Origin of the sequence: Rheinheimera sp. (assembly GCF_030690345.1) — a bacterium.
Classification (GTDB): domain Bacteria; phylum Pseudomonadota; class Gammaproteobacteria; order Enterobacterales; family Alteromonadaceae; genus Alishewanella.
In genome coordinates this window covers 549,332-564,943 of sequence record NZ_JAUYGV010000007.1, presented here as the reverse complement: position 1 = coordinate 564,943, position 15,612 = coordinate 549,332, and the positions used below count along the sequence as shown (strand labels likewise).

Below are 15,612 nucleotides of genomic sequence, written 5' to 3'. Positions count from 1 at the left end.
GGCAGCGGCTTTAACCCAGGCCAATACCTCATTTATTTTATACCGTCTTTGACATATGAACGCCCATACTTACGGATTTCCCGGCATCAGGCTGTCCAGCGTTATCTCGCCAAATCGCTTTACAAACAGAGCTTCAGCTTGGCTCATGGTGTCTGCCATGATGGCATTAACATTTTTTTTGACTTTACAATCCGGGTGAATACTGCGGTTACCGATAGCAAAAAGATTAGGTTGCCCCAGCGCGTTATAAACAGCCAGCAGACTGATTTGGTTTAACGGAACAGCCAACTGCCAGCCTCCCCCATGCCCTTTGCCTGACGTTACATATCCGGCTTCTCGTAAGCCCGCCATAGTACGCCGGAATACTGCCGGGTTTGTGCCCATATATTTGGCGAGAACGTCTGACGTTACCGGTTCTTCAACCTGCCCCAGGTGCAAAAGCACATGTAAGACGTCGGATAGTCTGGTGTCTTTATTCATCTACTAAACCTTAAATAATGCCTTGAGTGCAACCCTTACCAGAGACTCGTTAGTCTGTTGACAGCAGGCAACACCATACGTATCATTAAATGATACGTGAGTTGCATCAATTTGCTGTAACTACATCTGAGAACCTGCAACATCTGCCGGAGATGCTATGTCCACACCCAATGACTTTAACATAAACAATGCGGAAGTTTCCGCTAGCGCTGATTTTCGTGCTAGCGACTATATTATTAAGGATGCTCAGCAAAGGCGAAGCATACTTATCACTGTATGCATTGCACTGATGGCGGTTATTGCAGCGGTAACGGGCCTGAATGTGGCGCAACCTCATCTCGCGCTTGACTTGGGTGCATCCCAAAGCCAGGTGCTGTGGATAATTAATATCTATGCAATCAGCCTGGCAGGGTTGTTACTGCCACTTGGTGCTGTCGGTGACCGCTGGGGCCGCAAGACGGTTCTGTTAATTGGCCTTGCTGTCTTTGCTATAGCTAATCTTGCATCAGGTTTGGCAACGGGTGTTGAGATGATGCTTGTTGCCCGCTTTATGAGTGGGGTTGGTGCAGCGATGATCATGCCGGTTACACTCTCTGTTATTACTTCCGTCTTTCCTGACGAGGAACGCTCCAAAGCTATTGGCATATGGACCGGCGTGGCCGGTGCGGGCGGCGTACTTGGCATGTTCCTGTCTGCGGCATTGGTTGACTTGCTGTCCTGGCGTTGGCTCTTCGCTCTGCCAGTTGTGTTAGTCATAATCGCAGTGCTAATGGCCAAAGGGTCGATTACGAATTCCCGTATCACCTCTGTGCACGGATTTGATTTCCCCGGCTCGGCGTTATCACTATCTGCTATTATCGGCGCCAGTTTCGCACTTCATCAGGGGCCCGCGATCGGCTGGACGGCGACAGAAACACTTACAGCTCTGGCTGTAGCAATCGGTTCAGCACTTGCCTTTGTTGTCTGGCAACGCCATTGCAAAGCGCCTTTACTTAATGTCAGATTATTTGCAAAACGTAGCCTGGCCAGTGGTTCTGTCTCGCTTCTTACCTGGTTCGGCGTACAGGCTGGTGTTTTTATTGTACTTTATCCGTTTTTTCAGGCTGTTCTCGGCTGGTCGGCTCTGCTTGCAACGGTTGGCCTGATGCCGATGGCATTGCTGATGATGGCTTTATCCGGCGTTGCGCCGCATTTAGCGGCGCATATTGGCTCACGTTTAACCATTGCGGCCGGTGTATTGCTGGGCGGATCTGGTTTGGCCCTGATGGCTCTACTGGTATCGGTCGAAGGCGGCTATATTTCCGTCTTGCCCGGCATGATCGCAATGGGCATAGGCATGGGGCTGGCGATGGCGCCGTCGACAGAAGCTATTACCTCATCACTGCCACGGGATCAACAGGGCGTTGCGTCTGCCTTAAACGATGTAACACGTGAGCTTGGTACATCTCTCGGAGTTGCCCTGCTAGGCGCTGTCTTTGCCGCTGGCTATAGCCGTGCGATTACCCCAAGCCTTCCCGGGATACCCGCCGAAGCGGCTGCGTTGGCGAGTCAGGGCATAGCCAACGCTTTGGCTATTGCAGAGCAGAGGCTCCCGTACTCCGACGCGCTTTATCAGAGTGCTCAACAAGCCTTTGTCGAAGGCTGGAAAACGGCCATGCTGGCAGGTGTTGTCGTCATGGTGTTGTTGTTTGTCTTTGTTCTTCTACGTGGCCCTGTAGAAGATCGTAGCAACACACCATCTGGCAAAAAAGACAGCCTAACCACAGAAACGCCGGGGAAATTATCATGAACTCATTACAAGAACCCTTCTTACAGCCGACCTTGGTCGCGGACTATACAGAGCAGACAGCACAAAAAGTGCCGGGACTGGCTGATCTGCATTCGATGACACAGTTGTTGCTTAGCGAACGCGCACAACAAGCGGCGCATATCCTGGTCGTTGGTGCCGGAGGCGGTATGGAAATTAAAGCCATGGCAAACGCCCAGCGGGAGTGGGAATTCACCGGCGTCGACCCCTCCGCAGCCATGCTTGAGCTGGCCCGTCGCACTATCGGACCCTATAATCATCGGGCTACGATGATAGAGGGCACTATTGATGCAGCCCCCATCGCCTTATACGATGGGGCAACCTGTTTGCTCACATTACATTTCCTTAACCGGAATGAGCGGCTGCAAACCTTGCAAGAAATCCGACACAGATTAAAACCAGGAGCCCGCCTTGTTGTCGCCCATCACAGTATGCCGGGTGCAGATGCCAATAACTGGTTAGCACGCTCAGCCGCATTTGCCTGCCGCTCAGGCGTTGATTGGCAAAACGCCAAGGCCTCAGCGACGAATATGGCCAACCGATTGCCTCTGCTTAGTGTTGCTGAGGAAGAAATACTGCTGAGCGAAGCAGGATTCACAGAAATCGAACTGTTTTATGCGGCATTTTCGTTTCGTGGTTGGGTAGCCACAGCTGGTTAGGCCTCAGTGACAATGTAGCTACAATAGTTTATTCAGTAATCGTATCAGGTTGCACCACACACGTTACAAAGCGGATCTTTATTTAAGCTAAACTCGCGCCACTGGCCGGTTAAGGCATCAAACAGCTGTAGCTTGCCGTATAGCGGTGTGCCGACACCGGCGAGAATTTTTACTGCTTCCAGTGCCTGCATGCTGCCGATAATGCCGACCACCGGGCTTAAAATACCGGCCTCCATGCAGGTTAGCTGTTGCTCGCCAAACAGCTGGCTTAAGCAGTGATAACAGGCGCCCCCGCCTTGCATACTAAAGCTGGCAACCTGGCCTTCAAAACGGATAGCCGCGCCCGATACCAACGGCACTTTAGCCTTAACACAGGCGGCGTTAATAGTAACGTCGGCGTTTAACGCGCGCAAACTCTGCTACGCTTGCTGCACTTTGCTGTGGCCGATATCGGCTTAGCGGTTCCGGCATCATTTTTTATTTAGCGGCTTAACCAGCGACAACTGATACACATCATGACGCCGGTCTTTCATGGTATGCACACTACCATGGCTGTGCAGCTCTTTTAGTGCATCCAGGTCAACATCGACAATCAGTAACATCTCTGAGTTGGGTGTGGCTTCAGCTTTAATACCGGTGGTAGGAAAGGCGAAATCAGACGGTGTAAACAGTGCCGACTGCGCATACTGAATATCCATATTATTCACCCGCGCCAGGTTACCTACCGCACCGGCAATGGCAACATAACATTCGTTTTCAATGGCGCGAGCCATGGCGCAGTGGCGTACCCGGGTGTAACCGTTTTGCGTGTCGGTTAAAAACGGCACAAACAAAATATTCATGCCCTGGTCGGATAACAGCCGCGCATATTCCGGAAATTCCACATCGTAGCAAATCATAATGCCGATTTTGCCGCAGTCGGTGTCGAACACTTCTACCCGGTTACCGCCGCTCATGGCCCAGTTGCGTTTTTCTGCCGGGGTAACGTGTACCTTATCGTATTGCTCCCAGGTGCCGTCACGGCGGCATAAAAAGCCGCTGTTATACAGCTTGCCGTCTATCAGGTACGGCATGCTGCCGGTAATAATATTAATGTTGTAGGAGATAGCAAATTCAACAAACTTATCGCGGATAGTTTCAGTGTACTTTGCCAGCTGACGGATGCTCTCGGTGACACTTAAATGGTTATAGTGCGCCATTAACGGCGCGGCAAACAGCTCGGGAAACAGAATAAAGTCACTTTTGTAATCTGACACCGCATCAACAAAAAATTCCATCTGCTCAAATAGCTGCTCAATACCGGCCATGCTGCGCATTTGCCACTGCACCAGCCCCAGCCGCACTTCAGCCTTGGGCGCATTGATCAGCTTAACGGACTTGGTGTAATAAATATTGGCCCATTCGATCAAGGTGGCATATTCCTGCGACTCAGTGTCACCCCGCAGATAGCCTTTGAGTAATTTGCGGACATGAAAACCGTTAGCCAGCTGAAAGCTCAGCACCGGGTCATGCACTTCTTTGCCTTTAACCTTTTCAATATATTGTTTAGCACTGAGCTTAGCGGAATGCTCGTTATAATTCGGCATCCGGCCGCCAGCAATAATGGCGCGTAAATTCAGGTTTTCACACAGTTCTTTGCGGGCATCGTACAAGCGCCGCGCCAGACGCAGGCCACGGTAATCCGGGTGAATAAACACCTCAATGCCGTATAACACATCGCCGTTGGGATCATGATTAGCAAACGAATAACCGGTAACGATTTGATCGTAGGTATGCTCGTCACTGAATTTGCTGTAATCGATAATAAGCGAAAAGGCACAGCCGACTACCTTGCCGTCGACACAAACGCAAAGCTGACCGTCGGGAAATTTGGTTAATAAGGTGTTTACCACCGGCTCGGTCCAGGTAAGCAGAGGCCCGGCCTGATATACCTGCTCTGAAGCTTCGCGTAGCTCTGTCATATCCTTGCGGGTAAGGTGGCGCACTTCCACATGATTCGCTTCCATGGTGTCTCCTGTAGTATCACTCGTACCTTAAGGTTAACACATCATGCCGCCGCTGACAGAAGTTAAGCCACCTGGCAAAACCGGTGTATAGCTATGCTGACACCGCGCTACGCCGCCATTTCTGCCGCCAAGCGCGCCCTTACACTACCCATCAGCTTTGCCGTCTGGCGCTGCCGCCGTACTACCTCGCCCACCATGATTACGCAAGGTGACTGCAATGCCATACTTTGTGCTGCCGTGGCGGCATCGGCCAGCGTAGTTAACAACTGGCGCTGCCCGGACCGGCTGCCGTTTTCAACCAACAGCATCGGCCAGTCGGCACTCAGGCCATGCGCTATCAGCTGCCGGCTTATTTCGCTAAGCGCACTTAACCCCATATAAAACACCAGCGTTTGGCCGGGCTTGGCCAGGCTGGCCCAGTCTTGCGCCGTGTCGCTGTTTTTATCCACCGCGCTGATAAAACGCAATTGCTGCGCAATACCGCGCTCGGTCAGCGGTATGCCGGTAGCCGCTGCACAGCCGGATGCCGCGCTGATGCCGGGTACGATCTGCCAGCTGATAGTGGCGCTATCGAGAGCATCCAGCTCTTCGGCTAAGCGGCCGAAAATAGCCGGGTCACCACCTTTTAACCGCACTACATTTAAACCCTGTTGCGCCAATTGCACTAACAAGGCACCGATTTCTGCCTGCGACACATTGTGCCGGCCGCGGCTTTTACCAACATCAAAACACGGACAGCCGGCCGGAATAAGCGCCAACACCTCTTCGCTTACCAAGCGGTCATATACCACAGCACCGGCTTGCTGAATCAGCCTAAGCGCACGCAGGGTAAGTAAATCGGCCGCGCCCGGGCCGGCGCCTACCAGCGCTACGTCGCCAGAAGTACATTTACGGTTGATTGCAGTCATGATTAAGCTCCTTGCAATGTATTGGCTTGATTAAGTTGGCGGCTTAAAGCTTTTTGCTGCAATAACAAGGCACTCAGCTCCGGCAAACAGGAGCCGCAGTTGGTACCGCACTGCAGTTGCTTGCCCAGCTTAGCCGTGCTGTCAGCGCCATCGTTAATGGCCTGGCATATCGCCTTGCTACGCACATTAAAGCAGCTGCAAATCAGCGCGCTGTTATCGGCAGTTTTACCCTGACCGGCCTGCGCACTAAGCAATTGACGGCGATTATCAAGACTTAACGCTGCAACAAATTGCTGGTTCAGCCACACCTGATCGGCAGCCGCTAATTCAGTGCCGGCCAGCAACAGCCATTGCAACTGGTTATCGCAGATAGCCGCCGCACGATAGCCCGTCAATTTGCTTTGCAGGCCTTGTTGACTGTCACTGCACGACAAGGTTGGCGTTAATTGCAGTTGCTGTAGCAGCTGCTGCGGGTCAAGCGCATCCGTTAAGCCAAGCCGGTAACTTTGGCAATTAGCCAAGGGTACCCGCGCCAGATAGTGCTGATTAAATGACTGCAGTTGCTGCGCCGTTAACGGCTGTTTAGTCAGTAGCAAGGCCTGCCATTTTGGCGTAAAACGGCGCAGTGCCACCTGGCTGAGCTTTAATGCCGGCTGGCCGGAGATGGGGTCCGTATCGGCGGCAAACAGCACATCAGCGCGCGCCTGGCTGGCAAACTGTGCGCTCCAGTGCATCGGTATAAACAACTCGCCGGGCCGCTGGTTGTCGCTGATATCAACGCGCAGCAGCAAGCGGCCGCTGGCGTTACTCAATTGCACCAGCTCGCCCTCACTAATGCCGTATAAGGCCGCATCAGAGGGGTGCAAGCTAACAAAAGGCTCCGGCGTATGCTGCATTAAGCTGGCCACGCTACCAGTGCGGGTCATGGTATGCCATTGATCGCGCAAGCGGCCGCTGTTTAGCCATAAGGGGGTGGCCGGCGCTGCCTCGTTAGACGCATGCTGGCACACCGCGATAAACTGTGCGCGGCCATTAGCGGTAAAAAATTTGCCATCGGCAAACAGCCGCGCTGTGCCTTGTGGGTTGGTGCGGGTTACCGGCCATTGAATTGGCGTAAGTTGTTGGTATTGCTCGGCGCTAAGCTTGGCCAGCGCCGAGATATTAAAAGCGCGTTCACCGTTATTTTGATAACCGGACAGCGCGGCATGCTCGGCGAAAACCTCTGCTACGCTGCTAAAGTTAAAGCCCTGGTTAAAGCCCATGGCTTTAGCAACTTCACAGATAATCTGCCAGTCGGCTTTGGCTTGGCCAGGTGTTGGATGCAGTGCCCGCTGGCGCGAAATACGCCGCTCAGAATTAGTAACAGTGCCATCTTTCTCACCCCAGCCCAAAGCCGGCAGTTTAATGCCGGCGACATCCAGCGTATCGGTATGCTGATAAATATCGCTGACGATAACCAAGGGGCACTTGGCCAGCGCCGCTTTTACTTTGTCGGCCTGCGGCATACTCACCAGCGGATTGGTCGCCATTACCCACAGCGCCTTTATCTCACCGCGCTCAATGGCATCAAACAGCTCAACCGCTTTGTAGCCGGGCGTAGCTACCAGCTTTGGCGCCTGCCAGAATTCGCCAACTAAGGCTTGCTGCGCTTTATCGCTGTAATCAATATGCGCCGCCAGCTGATTGGCCAGGCCGCCTACTTCGCGCCCACCCATAGCATTGGGCTGACCGGTCAGCGAAAACGGGCCACAGCCTGGTTTGCCGATACGGCCGGTCGCCAGATGGCAGTTGATAATGGCATTGACTTTATCGGTGCCATCAACCGCCTGATTCACCCCCTGCGAAAATAATGTCAGGCTAAGCGGTTCTGCAGCAAACCAGCGGTAAAACTGCAAAACCTGGTCTAAGGGCAAATCGCAACCAATGGCTACCTGATCCACTGTTGCCGCTTGCAGCTGCGCACTGGCTAACGCTTGGGCAAAACCCCCGGTATGTAAATTGATAAAACGATGATCAAGCTTGCCCTGCTCAGCCAGAAAACTGAGTAAACCATTAAACAGCAACACGTCTGAGCCCGGGCGCAGCTTTAAATGCAGCTGTGCAGCTTCACAGCTGGCACTGCGCCGTGGGTCAATCACTACTAACTTAGCCTCTGAGTTGGCCTGCAACACGGCCTGAATGCGGCCAAATAATACCGGATGGTTCCACGCCATATTAGCGCCCACCAGCACAAACAGCCGCGCCTGTTCAATATCGTCATAGCAGCCTGGCACCACGTCGGCACCAAAGGCGCGCTTATGCCCGGCCACGGTCGATGCCATACATAGCCTGGAGTTGGTATCGACATGCGCACTGCCGATAAAGCCTTTCATCAGTTTATTGGCGACATAGTAATCTTCGGTCAACAACTGGCCGGATAAATACATCGCCACCGCGCCCGGGCCATGCTCCGCTATGGTTTGCTGTAAGCCCTGTGCCACAGCGTTAATGGCCGTTGGCCAGTCGCAGTCAGCACCGTTAACCTGCGGCTGCAATAAACGGCCGCTATCACCCAGCGTTTGCGCCAGCGCACTGCCTTTAACACAAAGCCGGCCGAAATTCGCCGGATGGCTGCTATCGCCCTGCACAGTAATGGACTGCTGCGGGTCCTCAGTTGCCGCGCTGGCGCGGATACCACAGCCGACGCCGCAATAGGGGCATATCGTTAGAATGTTGCTCATGCGTTTGGGCCATCTCCGAACAGGCAAAAAAAACGCCCGCTATGTTAGCCGGACAACCGGATAACATAGCGAGCGCCATTGCTCGATATACTTATGCTTTATTATTAAATCTTAGTGCACCCAAATATTTGCAAGCACGATGCCAATCCGTAACTTTATTTATTATCAATAAGTTACTAAAAAACCACCGTTACAACGCCCGCCTGTTGCGCCTTAGTACAGTGCAGCCTGCACCAAATAAGGGCATTCAGCCGCTTTATTTATGCCGCCAAAATGAGTTATGCCGGCGTCAGCCCAGCCATGACGCTAAATGCAGTGCGCTGGAACAGCTCTTGCTACATAGCCGTTACAACAACGCAAAGGCAGACAGCAGTACAGTGGATAAAACGCCGTTATCAGTGATGCTGGTAGATGATGAAACCGACCGCGCCCTGCTGGTAGAGCAGGCATTGGCACAGCATGGCTATCAGGTAGTGTGCCGGCTAACCAGCACCGCTGCGCTGCGTTATCATGTGGAGCGGGTGCAGCCGGACATTATTATTATTGATATGGACTCGCCCGATCGCGATACGCTGGAGCATATGACGATAATAAGCCAGCATAACCCCAAGCCTATCGTGTTTTTTGCCGGGCCGAATGACAATCCCGACAGCGCCGACAGCATTAAGCTGGCGATTCAGGCCGGCGTCAGCGCCTATATTGTTGATGGCTTAACGGCAAAGCGGGTAAAGCCGATTATTGATGTCGCCGTGGCGCGTTTTAATGAGTTTCAACAATTGCGCCAGCAGCTGCACAGCAGCCAGAACCAGTTAGCAGAGCAGCAATTAATCGATAAAGCCAAGCGTTTACTGATGAAAAAGCAACAGATGGACGAAGCCAAAGCCTTTAGCACCCTGCGTAAGCTGGCGATGGACCGGCAACAAAAAATGGCCGACGTCGCCAAAGATGTGATTGCTATTCTGGAGGCACTATGACCACGCTTTATCGGGTCGGACAACAGACACTAACGCTGGGCTTTGTGCCGCTACTGGATGCCGCACCGTTAATAGTGGCCAAAGAGCTCGGGCTGTTTGCCGCACAAGGGCTGAATGTGTCGCTGCAGCGCGAAGCGTCCTGGGCCAGTATCCGCGATAAAGTCGCCTTTGGCGTATTAGACGGCGCGCAGATGATAGCGCCCTTGCCACTGGCCTCAAGTTTAGGCCTGGGCGCCGCAGCCGTACCGATGACCACTGCCCTGGTGCTAAGCAGTGGCGGCAATGCGATAACCTTATCGAGCCGCCTGCTGCAACAGCTGGATCTGGATCCGGCCACACTGCCCTGCCCGCTGGCCAGCGGCAAGGCGCTGCAGCAGTATCTGTTACAACAATCGCAGCAACAACGACAGCCACTGCGGCTGGCCACCGTATCACCTTATTCCTGTCATCATTATCAGCTGCATTACTGGTTAAGCACCGCCGGCATCAGCGCCCGCCAGGTAGAAGTGATAGGCGTAGCCCCGGCAGCCATGGCTGCACAACTGGCCAGCGGCACTATTGACGGCTTTTGTGTCGGTGAGCCCTGGAGCAGCCTGGCGCAGTTAAGCGACCACGGTCGCATTGTTACCAGTTGCGATCAGTTGTGGCACAACTGGCAGGAAAAGGTGTTTGCCGTCAGCCAGCAGTTTGCTGACAACCAACCAGAGTGTTATCTGGCGGTGCTTACTGCACTGCTACAAGCATGCTACTGGCTGCACGACATCCAAAGCAACAGCGATAAAACGGCACAGCTATGGCACTGGCTGGCACAGCCGCAGTATTTAGCCCTGGCAGACAGTGGCCTGACTAGCAGCCGCCTGTTTAACCCGGTGATACCTCAGGCGTTTTTTGGCGCCGCGCTGAATATACCGTGGCGCTCGCAGGGTGCTTTTATCTTGCAGCAAATGCGCAACCTGCAGCAATGGCAAGGGCCGCTTAATCAGCCGCTGTTGCAGCAAGTATACCGGCCGGATTTATACCGCCAGGTCGCCGCCAACCTGGGCTTTAGCGCACCCTCAGCAGACTGGCGGCTGGAGGGCGAAGTTGGCAGCAAAGGTGACGGTAGCCGCTTTATTGATGGCCTGCTGTTTGGTATGCAGTTATAGCGACAGCAAGAGCCATGCTGGTGCAAATTGCACCGTTATTGTGCCTGAACACTGCTGGTGCACGTTACTGAAAATAATTAAATAATTGAAAATAAACACATTTTAAAGCTGGCACACTAACTGCTTTGTTTAACGCACAGGTTGCAAAGACGCAACCGGGTTAAATAACACTAAAGAGCTTAATGGCAAAGGCGCCATCTGGCTGTATCCGCAACTGGGTGCAGCCAGATGGCGTTTTTTTTCGCCCTGCTTTTATAAAGCGTTTAATAACAAAGGACAGCATAGATGACACAGCCATATCGTAAGACAAGCCGCCTGCTGCTGGCCCTCGGCTTAAGCCTTAGCCTGCAAGCATGGGCCGCACCGGAAAAACCGGATTTAAAGCTTGGCTTTATAAAGCTGACCGATATGGCGCCGCTGGCGGTAGCGCTGGAGCGCGGTTACTTTGAAGATGAAGGCCTGTATGTGCAGTTAGAAGCCCAGGCCAACTGGAAGGTACTGCTGGACCGCGTGATAGACGGCCAGCTCGATGGTGCCCATATGCTGGCCGGTCAGGCCCTGGCTGCCAGTATCGGCATAGGCACCCGGGCGGCGATGCAAACCGCCTTTGTCATGGATTTGAACGGCAATGCCTGCACCGTTAGCAACGCCGTATGGCAGCAAATAGCGCCGCAGGTGGCACGCAATAGTGCTGGCAAACCGCGTTATCCGGTCGCGGCCGATGCGCTGCAGCCGGCGCTGGCGGCAAAAACCAAACAGGGTAAAAAACTGCAGTTTGGTATGGTATTTCCGGTATCGAGCCATAACTACGAGCTGCGTTACTGGCTGGCCGCCGGTGGCGTACACCCGGGCTTTTATGCACCGCAAAACGGCGATAACAGCGGCCAGCTAAAAGCGGATGTGTTGCTCTCTGTTACCCCGCCGCCGCAAATGCCGGCGACAATGGAAGCCGGTACCATCGATGGTTACTGCGTTGGTGAGCCATGGAACCAGCAGGCGGTACTGCGTGATTTGGGCGTGCCCTTAGTCACTAATTACGATATTCACACTAACCTGGCAGAGAAAATCTTCGGCGTCAGCCAAAGCTGGGCACAGCGTTACCCCGAAACCCATTTTCATCTGGTAAAAGCACTGATCCGCGCAGGCCATTGGCTGGATGCCGATAACAACGCCAACCGCGCCGCGGCAGCCAAACTGATTTCGCAGCCGTTTTATGTCGGTGCCGACGAAAACGTTATTGCCAACAGCATGACCGGGGTGTTTGCCTATGAGCGCGACGATGTCCGCGAAACGCCGGACTTTAATGTGTTCTTCCGTTACCACGCTACCTACCCCTATTACTCAGATGCTATCTGGTATCTAAGCCAGATGCGGCGCTGGGGCCAAATCAGCGACGCCAAACCGGACAGCTGGTACCAGGATATCGCCAAACAGGTGTTTCAACCGGCGCTGTACCAGCGAGCGGCCAAAGCGCTGATTGCCGAGGGCAAGCTTACTGCGGCTGACTTTCCCGATTTTAGCGCTGAAACGGGCTACAGACCGGTTGATGCCACCCGCTTTATCGACGGCAAACAGTTTGATGCCACAACGCCAAATGCCTATTTGCAGCAATTTGCTATTGGCCAGAAAGATTAACGATTTGCCAACGGCAAAAGGATAACAGGAGCCTAACAATGAGCGCTATTCCAACGCAGTGGTCGCGGGTGCAAAGCTATTTACCGGGCCAGCAGCAACTGACCCGTTGGCTGAAACAAAGCCTGTTATCGGCCGCCGGCATTGCCGTGTTTGTGCTGCTGTGGCAACTGCTGGCCAGCCAGATCACGACTTCACTGGGCAGTTTTCCCGGGCCGATGCAGGTAGCACAACAATGGTCCGGCCTGGTGGCTGAGCATAAGGCAGAAAAAGCGCGGGAAGCTGCCTTTTTTCAACGTCAGCTTGAGCGTAATACCGCCACCCTGGCCGCTAACTCCGAAGCGGTGGTTAGTGTGCGGCCCTATAACGGCCGGCCGACCTTTTTCAGCCAGATTTTTACCAGCCTGTACACGGTACTAACCGGCTTTGTGCTGGCATCAATGCTGGCAATACCGGCCGGTATTGTTATCGGGCTAAGCCCCAGGCTGTACAGCGCCTTTAATCCGCTTATTCAGTTGTTTAAGCCGGTATCGCCACTGGCCTGGTTGCCACTGGTGACCATTTTGGTCAGCGCCTTGTATCAAAGCGAGCAGCCGCTGTTTGCGCGCTCGTTTTTGGTGTCGGTATTTACCGTTACGCTGTGCTCGTTGTGGCCCACTCTGCTTAACACCATTGTTGGCGTCAGTAATATCTCGCCCGATTTACAAAACGTCAGCCGCGTGTTGCAGCTGAACTGGCTGACGCATGTGCGGCGCATTGTGTTGCCCTCGGCGGTGCCGATGATCTTTACCGGCCTGCGCTTATCACTTGGTATTGCCTGGATGGTGCTGATCGCCGCTGAGATGCTGGCGCAAAACCCGGGCCTGGGCAAATTTGTCTGGGATGAATTTCAAAACGGCTCGTCCGACTCGCTCAGCCGCATCTGTGTCGCCGTGCTGGTGATTGGCTTAATTGGCTATGCGCTGGATCGGCTGATGTTACAACTGCAGCAGCGGGTGAACTGGGATAAGAGCGCGCAGCTCAGGTAACGAAAGCAGGTAACGGACAAGGAAAACAGCTATGCAAAAACCACATTTAGAACTAAGCCAACTGGGTATCAGCTTCCCCACGCCCAAAGGGCCTTTTGTCGCGCTGCAAAACGTTAATCTGGATATCGCTAAAGGCGAATTTATCAGCCTGATTGGCCACTCCGGTTGCGGTAAATCAACGGTACTGAATCTGGTCGCCGGCTTGCTGCAGGCAAGCGCCGGCGGCGTGATTTTAAACCAAAAAGAAGTCAATGCGCCCGGGCCGGAGCGCGCTGTGGTGTTTCAAAACCACTCGCTGCTGCCCTGGCTTAGCGTGTACCAGAATGTGGAGCTGGCAGTAAAGCAAGTGTTTCGCGGCCAGAAAAACAAAAGTGAAATGCGCGACTGGATTGAGCATAACCTGGCGCTGGTGCAAATGAGTCATGCCCGCGATAAGCGCCCGGCGGAGATTTCCGGAGGTATGAAGCAGCGCGTTGGTATTGCCCGCGCCTTAGCGATGCAACCGCAGGTACTGCTGATGGACGAGCCGTTTGGTGCCCTGGATGCGCTAACCCGCGCTCATTTACAGGACTCGCTGATGGAAATACAGGCCAGGCTGAATAACACCGTGATTATGATCACCCACGATGTCGATGAAGCGGTGCTGTTATCGGACCGCATTGTGATGATGACCAACGGCCCGGCCGCTACCATCGGCGAAATACTGCAGATTGAGCTGCCGCGACCACGCAACCGCATCGCGCTGGCCGATTGCGCCACCTACAACCATTACCGCCACCAGGTGCTGAGCTTTTTGTATGAAAAGCAGCGCAAAGTGGAAGTATTGCCTAAAGCTGATGCTGCAAAAAGCCCTGTAAAACCTGCGGCAAAAGCGCCTGCCAAAGCCCCGGTAAAGCTGGCGGCAGAGGAGAAACGGGCATGACAGAAGCAGAGCTGATTATTATCGGCAATGGCATGGCCTGTCAGCGCCTGCTGGCAGAGTTAGTGCAACAGCCGAACCGGCCGGCAAGGATAGTGGTTTTTGGCGCTGAAGCTAAGCCGGCCTACAACCGTGTGCTGCTGTCCAGCCTGCTAAGCAACGAGCTGCCAGACAGCGCCGCCGAACTGGTACGCCCGGATTGGTACGCTGAGCACAATATCGAGCTGATTTGCGATGATGCGGTGGTGCTGATCGATCGCGAGCGCAAGTTAGTGGTCAGCCGCCACGGCCGCTACCGCCGTTACCGGCAACTGGTGCTGGCTTGTGGTGCCCTGCCGCTGACACCGGGTTATGCCAACAAGAATGCCAACAATAATGCCAACAATAATGCCAACGATAGCAACCGGACCTTGCGCCCGGCTATTTGTCATTTTCGTAACTGGCAGGATTTAGCCACGCTGCGTCTGGCCGGCCAGCAATTACAACATGCCGTGGTGGTAGGCGGTGGTTTTCTCGGTCTGGAAGCCGCCGAAGGCCTGCGTAAACTCGGCATGCAGGTTAGCCTGTTGCAGCGCGGTGCTTATTTGCTAAACCGTCAGCTTGATGCCAGCGCCGCCGGTTTATTGCAACAACAGCTGATGCAGCGTGGCTTAAATATTATCACCAACAGCGAAATCAGCAGCCTTAACTATCGCCGCGGCCAGTTGCAGTCTGTGGCGCTGAAAAGCGGTCAGCAGTTAAAAGCCGATTTAGTGGTGCTGGCACTGGGCATTCGCCCGAATATCGGCCTGGCACAGCAGTCTGGTCTTAGCGTTAAACACGGCATCATCGTTAACCGCAACTTACAAAGCTCAGACAGCGCCATTTATGCGCTGGGCGAATGTATTGAGCTTAACGGCGAAACCTTTGGTTTAGTAGCGCCAATTAACGCGCAGGCGACACAGCTGGCGCAAACACTGTGCGGCAAACCTGCAGCTTATTGCAGCGAACACGCTGCAACTCAGCTGAAAATCAGCGGTATTGCACTTAGCTCCTGTGGCGATATTGCCACGCTCTGTGCCAATGCCGGCAGTTTTGATGCCTGCACCGATTATCTGGATGCTGAGCTTAATGAATACCGCCGACTGTGGTGGCGTGGGCCTTATTTAGTCGGCGCCGTGCTGTATGGCGACACCGGCCTGAGCCAACAACTCAGCCAGCTGATTAAGCAACAACAGCCCTATCATGGCTGTCGCAGCGCGCTGTTGCTTGGCAAAGTCGAACCCGGCCTGATCAACAGCACAGCAACGCCCGCCGCTGTCAGCGAACCACAACAACAAGACGCGGCCTAGGAG

The 15,612-nt window shown here is 53.9% G+C and carries 13 protein-coding genes; 8 read left to right on the top strand and 5 right to left on the bottom strand.

Annotation, left to right across the window (positions count from 1 at the left end; genetic code table 11):
- Nucleotides 1–69: 69 nt before the first annotated feature.
- Nucleotides 70–480 (bottom strand): Rrf2 family transcriptional regulator, encoded by a 411-nt coding sequence (locus tag Q8O77_RS13465; RefSeq protein ID WP_305553998.1) that lies wholly within the window; start codon nucleotides 478–480, stop codon nucleotides 70–72.
- 157 nt (nucleotides 481–637) lie between these two features.
- Between Q8O77_RS13465 and Q8O77_RS13460 the strand changes: the two genes are divergently transcribed.
- Nucleotides 638–2,269, top strand: coding sequence for an MFS transporter (locus Q8O77_RS13460; RefSeq protein ID WP_305553995.1), 1,632 nt, complete (start codon nucleotides 638–640; stop codon nucleotides 2,267–2,269).
- Nucleotides 2,266–2,946 (top strand): class I SAM-dependent methyltransferase, encoded by a 681-nt coding sequence (locus Q8O77_RS13455; RefSeq protein ID WP_305553992.1) that lies wholly within the window; start codon nucleotides 2,266–2,268, stop codon nucleotides 2,944–2,946. The genes Q8O77_RS13460 and Q8O77_RS13455 overlap by 4 nt, the downstream gene beginning before the upstream one ends.
- Before the next feature lie 44 nt (nucleotides 2,947–2,990).
- Here the strand turns inward: Q8O77_RS13455 and Q8O77_RS13450 are convergent, their stop codons facing one another.
- The 4 genes from Q8O77_RS13450 to Q8O77_RS13435 all read right to left on the bottom strand — a co-directional run bounded on the left by Q8O77_RS13450 (nucleotide 2,991) and on the right by Q8O77_RS13435 (nucleotide 8,580).
- A complete protein-coding gene (locus Q8O77_RS13450; RefSeq protein ID WP_305553989.1) occupies nucleotides 2,991–3,359 on the bottom strand; it encodes a ThiF family adenylyltransferase in 369 nt (122 codons plus the stop codon).
- 57 nt (nucleotides 3,360–3,416) lie between these two features.
- Nucleotides 3,417–4,952, bottom strand: a complete 1,536-nt coding sequence (locus Q8O77_RS13445; protein WP_305553986.1) for a carbon-nitrogen hydrolase family protein — start codon at nucleotides 4,950–4,952, stop codon at nucleotides 3,417–3,419.
- Nucleotides 4,953–5,059: 107 nt separating this feature from the next.
- Nucleotides 5,060–5,860: a uroporphyrinogen-III C-methyltransferase gene (gene cobA / locus Q8O77_RS13440; protein ID WP_305553984.1), complete on the bottom strand. Its 801-nt coding sequence runs from the start codon at nucleotides 5,858–5,860 to the stop codon at nucleotides 5,060–5,062.
- Between the two features lie 2 nt (nucleotides 5,861–5,862).
- A complete protein-coding gene (locus tag Q8O77_RS13435; RefSeq protein ID WP_305553981.1) occupies nucleotides 5,863–8,580 on the bottom strand; it encodes a nitrate reductase in 2,718 nt (905 codons plus the stop codon).
- Between the two features lie 332 nt (nucleotides 8,581–8,912).
- Here Q8O77_RS13435 and Q8O77_RS13430 point away from each other — a divergent pair, with 332 nt between their 5' ends.
- The 6 genes from Q8O77_RS13430 to Q8O77_RS13405 all read left to right on the top strand — a co-directional run bounded on the left by Q8O77_RS13430 (nucleotide 8,913) and on the right by Q8O77_RS13405 (nucleotide 15,609).
- Nucleotides 8,913–9,554, top strand: a complete 642-nt coding sequence (locus Q8O77_RS13430) for an ANTAR domain-containing response regulator (protein ID WP_305553978.1) — start codon at nucleotides 8,913–8,915, stop codon at nucleotides 9,552–9,554.
- Nucleotides 9,551–10,699 (top strand): CmpA/NrtA family ABC transporter substrate-binding protein, encoded by a 1,149-nt coding sequence (locus Q8O77_RS13425; RefSeq protein ID WP_305553975.1) that lies wholly within the window; start codon nucleotides 9,551–9,553, stop codon nucleotides 10,697–10,699. The genes Q8O77_RS13430 and Q8O77_RS13425 overlap by 4 nt, the downstream gene beginning before the upstream one ends.
- 285 nt (nucleotides 10,700–10,984) lie before the next feature.
- Complete coding sequence (locus tag Q8O77_RS13420) at nucleotides 10,985–12,334, top strand: CmpA/NrtA family ABC transporter substrate-binding protein (protein ID WP_305553972.1); 1,350 nt, start codon at nucleotides 10,985–10,987, stop codon at nucleotides 12,332–12,334.
- A 38-nt stretch (nucleotides 12,335–12,372) separates the two neighbouring features.
- Nucleotides 12,373–13,359 carry an ABC transporter permease gene (locus Q8O77_RS13415; protein ID WP_305553969.1) on the top strand — a complete coding sequence of 329 codons (987 nt, stop codon included), beginning with the start codon at nucleotides 12,373–12,375 and terminating at the stop codon, nucleotides 13,357–13,359.
- Between the two features lie 31 nt (nucleotides 13,360–13,390).
- Nucleotides 13,391–14,281 carry an ABC transporter ATP-binding protein gene (locus tag Q8O77_RS13410; protein WP_305553966.1) on the top strand — a complete coding sequence of 297 codons (891 nt, stop codon included), beginning with the start codon at nucleotides 13,391–13,393 and terminating at the stop codon, nucleotides 14,279–14,281.
- Complete coding sequence (locus Q8O77_RS13405) at nucleotides 14,278–15,609, top strand: NAD(P)/FAD-dependent oxidoreductase (RefSeq protein ID WP_305553963.1); 1,332 nt, start codon at nucleotides 14,278–14,280, stop codon at nucleotides 15,607–15,609. The genes Q8O77_RS13410 and Q8O77_RS13405 overlap by 4 nt, the downstream gene beginning before the upstream one ends.
- Nucleotides 15,610–15,612 lie beyond the last annotated feature (3 nt).